Source organism: Bacillus sp. IBL03825, from assembly GCF_024712505.1.
GTDB classification, from domain to species: domain Bacteria; phylum Bacillota; class Bacilli; order Bacillales; family Bacillaceae_G; genus Bacillus_A; species Bacillus_A wiedmannii.
The window spans coordinates 104656-117040 of sequence record NZ_JAMXKE010000002.1 but is presented as its reverse complement, the minus strand read 5'-3'; the positions used below and the strand labels follow the sequence as shown (position 1 = coordinate 117040).

Genomic DNA, 12385 nt, shown 5'->3' with positions numbered 1-12385 from the left:
AACATAACTTATCACATCTCCAATTACACGAATCGTGACATTAATCTTCAAAAAAAAGAGTCCAATCAAAATTTAGTACCTTAGCTATATTCTTTGCGACAGGAACACTTGGATTTCTTTCACCACTTTCAATCATTGCATACATACTTCTAGATATTCTTGCCTTATATGCAATATAATCTTGTGTTTTCTCTTTATTTATACGTTTTTCCAATAACCAAAACCTCATTTTTCCCCCTCTTTCATTGTCACAAAATGTGTAACTAATGATTATATTACATAATAACAAGTTTAAAATCAATGTTTTTTACACATTTCGTGTACTTTATTAAATGTTACATATTGTGACGTTATAATTGAAATAGAAAACACCTAAAAGGAGGTAGCATATGTTTGGCACTAGACTACACACTCTTCGAAAAGAACGCAAACTGCGTCAAGAAGACATGGCAAAGCAACTAGGGATTGCTCGAACTACATATGCAATGTATGAACAAGGAAATCGAGAACCTGATTATAATACATTGATAAAATTAGCCACTTTCTTTGAAGTATCAATTGATTACCTCCTCGGTACAACCGAAATAAGGCAAGTTACAGACTTACAAGATCCTGAGCTTCATCAATGGTTTAAAGATATCAAAAATGCTACTCCTCAAAAACGTGAGGAATTAAAAAAGTTTTGGGAGTTTATAATGCAAAGAGAAGACTAGATTATTTAAAAGACCTCCACCTTGACAGGGTGGAGGTCGCTGGTTCGAGAACAGGCGGGATCACATGAAAAACCCCTTGATAGTCAAGGGGTTTTCTTTATGTAGCAAACTTTTGTCTCTTTTTGAAAGCTAAACTTTTTGCTGTTTGGTCAATAACAATTTTTTCCACGTTTATGATTTTATTAAAAATTTAATAAATAACTTTTGATCCTCATGATTATATGGAGGGGCGAAAACAATTCTATCAACTTTTATTCCGAAACATCTAGTAATTATGCTGGCATCGCAAATTTTTGAAATAGTTCTTGAATAAATCAACTATTCTTTTACTCTCGTAATGACTCTAAAATCAAATATTTCAAATTCCTCATTTCCCTATTATTTAACATCTAGTATTTCTGACCTTATATATTGATTAGAAGTTAAAAGCTATCAAAGTCACAATCTAATTAAAAATTTACATTTCATTTTTCTATAACATAGAAAGACTTTAAAAGTTTTAACTTTAATTAGAAAACGATACAGGTACTCCTTTTAATGTCTTGTGTTACAGATGACACCCAATATGAGCAATAAGTGTTTTACCATTAGCTATATTTTCTTTACCGCCATGAAAATAGATCCTATCATATCTATACTCAGTGTCACCTGGTTGGTTAGTTTTCTCTAATTTAGTATGGGGCTCACACAATAATACTTCGTCTCTATCCAGGGCATTTTTAAATTTAAACATAAATCTCTTTTTAGCAGACTCTGGATTTCCTTCTAATGAGCAGTTTAACTTTCCTTCTGCTTGTAAGACTCTTAGACTTTCATTTATCCCTCCTGTTCGATTTTCATTGTATACAGGGTGAAAAATATCATTAATAGCAATAAGGTGACGTATAATTTCATTCTTAAACTTTATAAAAGGGGCACTTAAACCTTTAATAGTATCTACTATATTAGAATGTAAGTATAGATTTGGGAAACATAGAGAACAAGCATTAACGAATTCCTCAGGGTCATTGACTAGTTGCAACAACTCCCTTCTCACATTTAGTAGCGCAATTGGCGTATTGGTATGAAAGGGCGCTGTTTCTGTCAAATAACAACAAAGTAAAGCATATGGTTTTTTAATTTGTTGTTGTAATATTTCTCCAACGATTTTATCATATTCTTGATTTTCAATATTAGAATTTTGTTCAACTATTTTGTTTAACATTTTTAATTCTTCACCAGTGATACCTGCTTTTAATTGGTACTCTTTTTCAAAAAGGATTTTGTATAATTCAACATCTCTAGAAAATTCCTGAATATATAACCTATCATCTCTATAAGTTTTTTCACCAAGGTTAGTAAGTATTTCTTTTGTCTCTTGAAGATCTGCCAAAAGGTCATAAAGTGGGGCACTGTTTTGATTAGCCGTATGCGTAAAAGAATCATTTTTTAGTATCATTGAAATGTTCATTTTTTGTTACTTATCCTTTTCATATTAAATAATTCTTTCAAATCGTATTGTTCCTGATCAAAAAATCCATTCGGCCAATCTGATAATTCTCCAACTTTGTTAATATGTAATTCTTCAATATTAATATTATTATTTTTAGTATTGAAAAAATTAACCTTCATATCTTCAGATTTCTCTAATTTAGCCATCTCTATCCTTGCACCATTAATTACATGCTCACTATGTGTCTCTACAATGACTTGTACCCCTGTCATAGAAACTCTAGCGAGAAATCTTCCAATTCTTGATTGCCCAAGAGGATGTAAGTGTGCTTCAGGATTTTCAACTATTAAAGTTCCACTTCCCTGTATGGATTGGATTAATCCCGCAACAATAATTGGCAAAGTATAACTGATACCAAATCCAGTATTGGGTGCTGGCAAGAAGTCTGTATCTAAAGACGTACTTTTAAATTTAAGCGATGCTAAACTTACATCATCAATAATTTTGTAATCAAGTTGCAAACCTGGTACAATTGCCTGCAACCAAGCTTCTGCTTGTCTAGAAAATCGACTAGAATCTCCCTCAACCTTAAGTAACTCATGAACTTTCATATTAGAGTTGTCAGCGCGAAATAGTATGTGTGAAGAATACTCTCCTTTATATCCAACATTCCATTCAGAGTTTGTTCCTAAAGGTAATCCAACCCTCGGTCCCAACCTTTCGGCATTGAGGTAACTAAAATCTTTCTGTAAAGGAATGTTTAAATGGTTTTCAACTTTGACAACTTTTCCTTGTAATAAATGTTCTCCATAAATTTCAGGAAAAGTAAAATCTAATTTTATTTCTTGCTTTAAATCATTTATTAAAGAAAAACTTATTTGTTTTGAATCCGCATTACTTGAAAGTATATTTTTTGGAAAACCAAGATTTAAAAGATAAGGGCCTGTTAACTCGATTTCAAATTCTAACCCCTCATTTACCTGGTTTGGCTCCAGTTTGTTTAAAGATTGTTTAGATATTAATAATGATTGTATTACACTAGATTTACCTACTCCGTTTCCTCCAACTAATATAGTCAAGGGTTTAAAAGAGATTTCATTTCTTTGGAAGCACTTAAAGTTATGTATAACTAATTTATCTAGCATTTTCAATTACCTCACTAATAATTTTTTTCATTGTTGAAAATTGCGTTTTTATTCTTGCTACATCGCCAGTTCCCTTTGATAGTGATTCATCAAATTCCTTATTTGTAGATATTTCTAGCGCTAATCTTTTTAACATTGCATCATTAACATTTAAAACTTTAATTACTTCATAATCATAATAAGCCAATATTATACTTGTACAAGTGAACAAGGATTTATTAATTGGCTTTAATTTTGGCTCATTAGCATTATCTAATTCTTTATACGTGATTCTTCTAAACGCATACTTATCAAATAAAAGGTGCGCATTTTTCATGGCATTATCAAAATTATTTTTGAGTTTAACAAGTTCCTTATTCGGTAATTTGTTAATCACTTCATATGTCTTATCTAAGAAGCCATCCATCCCTTTTTTGTAAAATATTTCCTCTGTATCGATGTTATAATTTAAATAAAACGCTATGAAACGTAATATTAATTCTTGCGCCTGCATTCTTAAATCATTAATTGAATTTGAAGCTAATTGAAATGATTCAAGAGCTACTAATGATTTGAAAAATTCACGTGTTGTTTTATTAGCAGTTGAATTACGAATTTCTTGAGAATTTAAAGGAACACCACCAGTGTTAATTCTTCTAAAAATGTCATATTTAACCTGAGGAGGAGTTAATGAATCTATAACGTTTATAGTAAGTGTAGTTGTATTAATTCGGTTTTTATACTTTTGATCTAGTTCAGAGAATTTCTTTCCATTGTTATTGGTAAGGTATTGAAGACCAGTAAGAGCAAATTTCCCTTTAATAAAATCATACATTGTATTCATTCTTTGAAGACCATCTACAACATGCCAAACAGATTCCTCATCTTCATACACATAAAAAACAGGTATAGGTATTCTTAACATTAGTGATTCTATTAGTAAAGACTTCCTTTTTCTTTCTTTCCATACTTTTCTCCGTTGAAAGTCAGGGTTTAAATTAATTTGCCCCCCATCTTTTGTTTCAATCATTTGAGACATTTGATGAACAGAAATAGGCTTTACATCAACACGAATTCTATCAGCATCAAATGGTTTTTCATCAGATTTTTCATCATCATCTTCGAAAAGATCTTCTTCATCATCTTCTAACTGGGAATCATTGATATCCCATTCAATATCAAATTCTTTATTAATATTTACCAAAATCTACACCTCTTTAAAAAATAATGTATTACTTCAAAACCTTTATATTAGTATATAGTATACCAAAAAAACACAGTCAAATTAAGAATGCCTCAAAATATCTTATATATTCTACGGGATTTTGTAAAAATACTTGGTTACTAATTAATTTTCTAATTGATAAGATAAAGTCTATAATTCAGACTTTATCTTATCAATTAGAAAATTATAACTTCAACTGTACTTAAGTATCAAAAAGGTAACTATACTACCGGTCTCAATATTTAAGCACAGAACCGAATTTATTGAGGATGTTAATGCTAAAGATATATTAAAACCAACAAAAAGCATTAATAATCATTTTAAAGTAAAGTCAAAATAAGTTCTTATTTTTTTCCAGTAGAGCTAGTTATAAATTGACAGCCTTCGGTATCACAAAATCATGATAAAGCCGTCAGCACTTTTAAAAGTAACTGACTGCATCTAATTCTTCTTAGTTATCTAATTTTATAGACAAATCCAAATTAATTATCCCACGAATTTCTCGCTGGTGACTATCTTGACCATATACTATTTCATTAAATGATAAGCCCTCTTTGACAAAATGAGCCTCAAATAAATTAATGGTTACGTTATCATCCCAAAATTTCTCTTTAATGGCTGGAAAAATTACTGAATTCAATAAATCTTCAGCAGCATAATCTGCCTTACCTCCAATCAATTTTGAAAATGCTTCTTCGTCCCAATGCCATGGAATGAGTTTACGACCTTTACGCCATATTTCAACCAAAAGAAAATGATCGACATCCTTTATTACGCTTTGGCCTGCATGTTCACTAACTATCACTTGTAACAATCCATCTGTCCTTTCAATGCCAGACGATAGGGCTTTAAAGACCTTATTAACTGCTTGTAACTCTTCACGTTCAGTCTCTCTGTCTGTATTATCTGGAAAGTGGGTTTGGCTAGGTTGGTCAACTACTAGTATGCTGGGTACATAAGATATGTTTTGTTATATAAATAGTTCATGTAGTGCAAGTGATGTAGCTACGTGATAGCCTAACCAGTTAGCACCGCTACCTATCTCTCTTAACCATGCACTTCCACCATTTTCATCAATAACTCGAATTGTAAGTTTATTAGTATCAAGTTGAATCAAATCATCTCTAGTTTCTAAATCCAACATGTTGCCATAGTGACCGGCAAACATTGAAAATTTAAATAGTGCTGTTTCCTTTTTCTGAGTAATATGTTCAAAATCAACTAATTCAAGAAGGTCGGCTTCCTCTTCTTTCAATCTTTCCATTTCATTGGCAATTACCCCATTACTACCTAAATATTCTTTCAATTTAATAAATTCCGATAGTTTCCCGATAAACATTGCTCTTTCTTCTCTCGTAGCTTGCATCTGTTCAGTCTCTTCCTTGATGCATATACGCTCTGATCTAACTTGTCTTAAAATTTCTTCTTTTTCACTAATCAGCTTTTTAATTGCCACCTCTTCACCATCAAGCATTGGTGGAACAAGTTCTATTCCCTTCCATTGAGATTCTACTTTACGAGTAGTCTCTATTAACTTTTCCATCTCTCCCTTATGAGTATCGCTATGATTACCACAAAAAGGACAGCTATCTGTTGAATCTAATTTATCCAAAAGCCATGACACTGATGACAACCTGTCACGCTTTCGTGAAATGTTTAACTCAGATGTAGCTCTTACTAATGATAGCTCTCTTAATTTGGTAAGTCTAACACGTAAGTTTGCAAGCTCAGTATGAAGGATAGCCTCTTTATCACGTAATCTTGACAATCTATCAGAAGGTATAAATTGGTCATCCTGCTGGTAGGACATCCGGAGTGATAACTGGTTTTATAACATAAACATTATAGCCATTTCCTCCACGTAATTTCCCCGCTGTACGAATTATTTCCTTGCGTTTAGTCACTCCGTATTGATTCGATAACAAGACACCCAATATCAGATTATGATTTTTATGGTAAATAGCCCAAATAAATGTAGCGTTGAACTCTGTAAATCGGTATAATAGAATCATGATTTAACGACAAAAAGCCTACTACGTATTGGTAGTACGTAATAAGCTCGTCGTAAGAAAGGCGGTGAGCACCTATGAGTATGGACACAGGCACTGTTTCCGCAATCGGTACTTTACTTTTAGTTGTTATCGGTATTATCAACTTAAGTAAAAGTAGTAAGTAGTTTTAATATATGTTTTATTTTAGGCTTCTCAGTGTTGGTAGCACTTGGGAAGCTTTTTTCTATTATTATAGCTTCTAAAGTAAAAAATAAACCTATAGTTTACTCAAAAGTAACAAGCCACCCTAGAATTTTGATTTAATGTGTAGGCGTATTACTGAGATAATACTCTCTAAAAAGTTTGCCTGAAGCAAACCTCTGCTTCAAAAAAATACTCTAACGAGTAAACTAAAACTTAATGTTACCCCCAGGGTAACTCGTAAGTAAAAAATTTTAACACTTTTACACTTTTACACTTTTACACTTTTACTACTCTAAGTAGCCTTCTGATGAAAAAATATCCATATACTCCGGTAAGTTCTCATTTTGTGAACATCTAGTTCTAAAAAAAATAAGTTAAAAAGCTAACTTAAGTGAACTCTTATATCTTAAAAGTAGTTTCTACCATCAGGACCATATACGAAAACTTTTTTATCAAAAGTAATAATTTTTGTATCCTTATAGCAATATTATACTTGAGTAAAAATCAACTTACAAGAAAAGTTTGCTAAAAGTAAACTTCTTTTCTGATTAATCTCTGACTTATTTCTGATTATTTTCCAACTTTATTCTTACTCTGTCCTCCACTCTCTTACCTATTACTACCGTCCTCCCTTGTCGTTTATCCCTATCGTAGCCAGTGGCGTATTCTTCGTTTCTTTTCGTTTTTGTGTTTTTGCCTTTGACTTTAAGGTTCTACGGTTTTTATCATGCCGAAGCGAAGTTAGGAAAACGGCTAGCAGGCTAACTTGTCCCCTACGTCATTACGTTAAAAAATAAATGACGCGCGTAAGAGAGACGAGGAGCGTCTACAATTAAATTGCACGGCTCTTACCATGCCTTGCTTCGTCAGTGTTCCGTATGTATAGACCCTATTCACTTGGCGATTTTCATCACACACGCCCTTCACCTAAGGCTTGTCCATTACACAAAGCCACCTCTGTGCGACAAGCTGAACGTGTTCCCGAGCACCTTAATGCTCATGGCTACCACCCGAGCCGTTATAGGCCGCTCTCGCCTACACGTAACGTATGAATAGGAATACGTTACGGGGCGCTATCCTTGTAGGGACATAACAAGTGTCCCACGCACGACCAATAGCAAGCCAACGTCAGTTTTTAGCGTGGTTTACAGGCAATTCCACGTTCGGAAAACCGTAAACCACACTTCTTACCGCCTAAAAAAGGCAGCACTTAAGAAGCCTGTCATTTCCCAAGTTTTTTGGTAAAATGAAGGTACTGCATGTACGGGATTGTCCGTTATTTAGTTTTGAGTCGATTATTTTTTGGGTCACGGACTGCGCCAACAGTCTATCCTAGGAGGAGCATCCGCCAAGATGCTCTTTTTTATTTATAAGAAACTTCGTAAACTCTCCGCTACCTCTTCTTTTTCTAAATGTAAATAACGCGTTGTAACGGCTATATCGCTATGCCCTAACGCTTTAGATATCAACGCTATATTTGCGCCTTTCTTAAGTAATTTCTTCGCAAAACCCCGTCGTAACGCATGTGGATTAATATTCTTAAGCCCATAATATTTTGCATACTTACTTAATCGCTTTGTTATATTGTTATTTGTCTGACTTGTGGCAATCCGTCCTCCACTTTTAGTTATAAATAAGTAGTCGTTATGCACTTTACTTTCTTTTCGAATAATAACGTTTTGTTTCATAAGGACGTCTAATAATTGCATTAGTACTTCATCGAATGGTAAGTGTATAGATTGATGATTTTTAATAATACCGCCGTCAATTCTTAATAGTTTCGCGTTTAAATTAACATGCTTATGCTCTAGTTGTGATAGCGTACCGACACGTATACCTATTTGATACATGGTTAATATCGCTATTGCATCACGTAACTCTATAAAATGAGTTAAATCGAGTATTGATAGCAAAATATTTATTTCGCGGTCAGATGGACCTTCTTTAACAGGGCTATCAACCTTTATTTTGACATTTCGCCAAAAATTAATATCAATTCCATCCATTATTAAAACAACGCCCTAAAAATGCCTTTAGGTACTTTAAACGAGTTCATTTCGTTTGGTTACTCACTTCCATAGACGATAACCATAGATAAATATGATCGATGTTCAACTCTTCAATAAACTGAACACCTGTTACTTTAATAAAGTGGTTAACATGTAATTCGTAATCACAAATCGTACGTTCACGTAATCCCGTCGCTTTCATTTGACGAATAACTGTTACGAGTGCTTTGTCGATTGCAAAACCTCTGACACGTTCCTTTTTCGGTTTACGATTAAAAACATCCGACAAATCTACGTTAACTATTAGAGAATCTTTTCTTTTAGACATAAAAAAATAAGCCTCCTAACTCGTTGTTGACCGATCACTGACCGTTTCAACTGAACGAATTAAAAGGCTTATATCACGCGGATTTTGAAGTCACTGCAAGTTTTTTTAACGTCCCAGGAGAGATTCGAACTCCCGAACACCATCTAACTTAATAGGTTTATTTCATTCTTTGCCCGCTGTATTTTTATATTATATTTTTCAATTAGAGATTCAAACTTTAACTTAACCTCTTTATTTTCTTCAAGTATATCTCTCAATAATTTATAATTTTTATTCATTGATAATAAATTATAAATTTGCAACACCTCATCTTTACTTAGTTCAAATTTTTCAATATACAACAATAAATAGCTATAATTTCCATTTAACCAATCTATATCTTCAATTAAAGGTTCATTATTTCCTTTTCCAAATAGTTGCTCCTTTAATAGTGTGAAAAATTGCTTATCTTTATATACCTTAAAGTAAATCTCATTTTCAAAATCCTTGATATCTATATCAAACATAATATGTAACAATGCTTCCCTAATTTCATCCTCAGGAATTAGGTTAAAGATTAAGAATCTACTAAAAACCTCAACCCTTTCTACTGGGGGAATATTAAATATATATTCATGCCAATACTTTCTTATAAACGATTTATCATTCTTAAAATATATAATATTTTGGGGATACATACATATAAACCATGTAACCAAGGTAACATCCTGTTTTATTGATTCCATTAATTCTTCTTTAAATTTTGTATTATTTATATCCAATAAGGAGTTATAGAAATTATGAACATCATCATTAAGTTCATAATAGCTCCCTACTACTGTCTCTTCAATAATACTTTTGGTATTTTTAAGAAAAGTCTTATAGTTACTTTCTTTTATAGTATTCTCAATTACTTCAATAATATACTTAGGGTCCTTACCAGAAGGTGTAAAGCTAATATCAAAATGATTTCGTATTAAATTATATAATGACTGACTACTTCCTATCACTACAAAATGGTCGATATTGGACATAATAAAAAACCAAAATGCTTCAACATGAACATTTCCTATTTTATTTCTCTTATAATGAGCACAATCATTTCTCCTATATCGCCAATAAGTTACCTGGCTTCTAATATCATCGTCTAGCTCAAATACCTTAGTATTTTCCTTTTGAACCATCATACATTTATGGACTTCAGCATCCCATTCATTATCGTTTAACAATCTATCTTGTATATCTTTCCACTTCCCTTGTTCTACATGGTCAGGCTTCTTGCTTGATAAAACCTTATCCCTAACTATATTTAAAAACGATAGATATGAAAATATATAAGATGCTCTATAAGCACCAGCCTTATAACAAATTATCGATTCTGTTAATAATTCCCTAACATGATCTGATAAATTTTTCCTTAGAGTCCAGTCTTCTATTTCTAATCTCATGTTACTCTCCTTCAAAATTAAAATATAGAGCTTAATATAATATTTATATTCTTTTTACTAATCTTCTATCAAAAATTTATAAACCTAATTAAAAATACATAAAAGCATGTTAAATAACCTATAGCCTTACTCATAATATAACTGCATAAGTTTTGTAAGAATACCATAATTCACAATTTGCTCGCTATTAATTAATTTGGCAACTTCTCTTTGGAATTCTCCAAATCTAATAAAATATTCTCCAGCTTTGTCATTTGCTTCTTTTTCAAATTCATTTTTTTCGTATTCTATTTTTAAATACGCTTCCATTTTCATGCCATTTTTAAACTACTGTATTTGGACCAGCTCATGAATAAACACAAACTTAACATACATTCTTACTACTTTTTCGAACATCCTTGAATGAGTGATTTTTGGAAATCTCTTGTTAATATCTCTACTAATACCTTCAGTAAAAAATACTATTTTCTCTATTTGAGATTCATCTTCATTAGGTAATCCACTTGCTTTAAATGCTCCTTCTTCATAACCATTTATCCTTCTAATAGTATCAGTAGAAATTACATATTCTACATCTTCAATATCCAACTCTTTTCTTTTCCCAGACACACTGGTGATAAAGCCATTTTCTTTGGAATATGCTTGAAACTCCTTAGCTGTATAAATACTTCCTCGATCCAAGAAAGTTTCTTAAAAATATTAGTTCTTACATTATTTGAAACCCATAATTATATCAAATTTATATTGTAACTCTTGGTTTGCTGACATATTTCTAAAAGCGCCATTTTTTTGATAAGATTTATGAAGCAAAGCCTTTAATAGATTAAACCCTTTTTGATGATGCTCATCAAAAGAGATATTCGCATTTTTAATATTATCGATAGGAAATTTCTTAATAAACTCAAATAATTTCCCTATAATCCCCATAATTATATCTGACAACTGAATAAAAATGTTACTATCTGATCGTATAAATTCATAATTTTTCAACTCTACTTGATCTAATTTTATTCCAGTCTTTTTAATTTCATTTTGTACGCTAGATTCCTCATCAAATAAATGAAATGCATTTTTAAACATATATACAGATCTGGCATACATTATATAATATTCTTTAATGAGAATTTTATCCTCATTGTTAATTAAAAAAATAGGTTCTTTTTTTCTTCCATCCCTAAACGCTTCAATTAAATTTATTTTCTGCTGTAAACCACTACTACCTGGAATTTTAATAGGTTTTAGGGGTTTTATACAATTAATTATCACATCGTAAAAAGCTGGACTTAAATTAGCACCGACATTAGGATAGTTATACTTATCTAAAATCTCCATAAAATTTTCTGTATTATAATATACAAACTGATATAGAGCTGTTTTTAAATTATTACCTTCCCAATAATTCACACCTAATGAATCAATAATATCTACTAAGGAGTAATATAAATGGTCTAACATTGAAAAGTGAATATAAATATCATTCTCTAAAAGCCATTCTATAAAATCATGTACTTTCCTATTATGAATACATTTTAAGAAATCACTTCCTTTTGGACAAATGTTCTTAAATTTAATTTCTTTTAAATTTGATTGGACTTTTAATTTTTTCTTAAGAAAGTCAAATGAATCTTCTATATCTTTTGTATTATGCTTTTCTAAGACTACACCTCCCAAAACAAAATCCTTATTTTTATCAAAGTTTAACTTCCCTTCCCTTATACTTAATTTTCTACAATTATTTGTTTCATCATAATAAAAATTATAATCGACTTCAAAATCCAAGTTAGGATCTAAACTTTTATAGGCAAGAATAGCCTCTTCTCTTTCTTTTGAACTTAAAAAATCCATGATTACCTCCATATGTTTACTTAACTAATCGATTTTTCTAGTAACAGTATCTTTAATTTACAATAAAAAAACCAAAACTAAACCTAA

General features: G+C 31.5%; 9 protein-coding genes and 2 pseudogenes. 1 reads left to right on the top strand and 10 read right to left on the bottom strand.

Annotated elements, in window-relative coordinates; all coding sequences use genetic code 11:
• Nucleotides 1-40 precede the first annotated feature (40 nt).
• Nucleotides 41-229 (bottom strand): helix-turn-helix transcriptional regulator, encoded by a 189-nt coding sequence (locus tag NHG49_RS28245; RefSeq protein WP_098867366.1) that lies wholly within the window; start codon nucleotides 227-229, stop codon nucleotides 41-43.
• A 160-nt stretch (nucleotides 230-389) separates the two neighbouring features.
• Here NHG49_RS28245 and NHG49_RS28240 point away from each other — a divergent pair, with 160 nt between their 5' ends.
• On the top strand, nucleotides 390-713 hold the full coding sequence (locus NHG49_RS28240; protein WP_098867365.1) for a helix-turn-helix domain-containing protein: 324 nt from the start codon (nucleotides 390-392) through the stop codon (nucleotides 711-713).
• A 547-nt stretch (nucleotides 714-1260) separates the two neighbouring features.
• Here the strand turns inward: NHG49_RS28240 and NHG49_RS28235 are convergent.
• The 9 genes and pseudogenes from NHG49_RS28235 to NHG49_RS28195 form a co-directional block, all read right to left on the bottom strand.
• A complete protein-coding gene (locus NHG49_RS28235) occupies nucleotides 1261-2163 on the bottom strand; it encodes a hypothetical protein (RefSeq protein ID WP_258126948.1) in 903 nt (300 codons plus the stop codon).
• Nucleotides 2160-3290 (bottom strand): AAA family ATPase, encoded by a 1131-nt coding sequence (locus tag NHG49_RS28230; protein ID WP_098867363.1) that lies wholly within the window; start codon nucleotides 3288-3290, stop codon nucleotides 2160-2162. Before NHG49_RS28230 ends, NHG49_RS28235 begins: the two co-directional genes overlap by 4 nt.
• Nucleotides 3280-4473: a DUF262 domain-containing protein gene (locus NHG49_RS28225; RefSeq protein WP_098867362.1), complete on the bottom strand. Its 1194-nt coding sequence runs from the start codon at nucleotides 4471-4473 to the stop codon at nucleotides 3280-3282. Before NHG49_RS28225 ends, NHG49_RS28230 begins: the two co-directional genes overlap by 11 nt.
• A gap of 472 nt (nucleotides 4474-4945) precedes the next feature.
• Nucleotides 4946-5833, bottom strand: a pseudogene (locus tag NHG49_RS28220) (DUF3732 domain-containing protein).
• Between the two features lie 2223 nt (nucleotides 5834-8056).
• Nucleotides 8057-9026 (bottom strand): annotated as a pseudogene (locus tag NHG49_RS28215) (tyrosine-type recombinase/integrase).
• Nucleotides 9027-9169: 143 nt separating this feature from the next.
• A complete protein-coding gene (locus NHG49_RS28210) occupies nucleotides 9170-10453 on the bottom strand; it encodes a hypothetical protein (protein WP_098867361.1) in 1284 nt (427 codons plus the stop codon).
• A 126-nt stretch (nucleotides 10454-10579) separates the two neighbouring features.
• On the bottom strand, nucleotides 10580-10768 hold the full coding sequence (locus tag NHG49_RS28205) for a hypothetical protein (RefSeq protein WP_258126947.1): 189 nt from the start codon (nucleotides 10766-10768) through the stop codon (nucleotides 10580-10582).
• A 12-nt stretch (nucleotides 10769-10780) separates the two neighbouring features.
• On the bottom strand, nucleotides 10781-11134 hold the full coding sequence (locus NHG49_RS28200) for a hypothetical protein (protein WP_098867359.1): 354 nt from the start codon (nucleotides 11132-11134) through the stop codon (nucleotides 10781-10783).
• 30 nt (nucleotides 11135-11164) lie between these two features.
• Nucleotides 11165-12298, bottom strand: coding sequence for a DUF3800 domain-containing protein (locus tag NHG49_RS28195; protein ID WP_098867358.1), 1134 nt, complete (start codon nucleotides 12296-12298; stop codon nucleotides 11165-11167).
• Nucleotides 12299-12385: the final 87 nt, after the last annotated feature.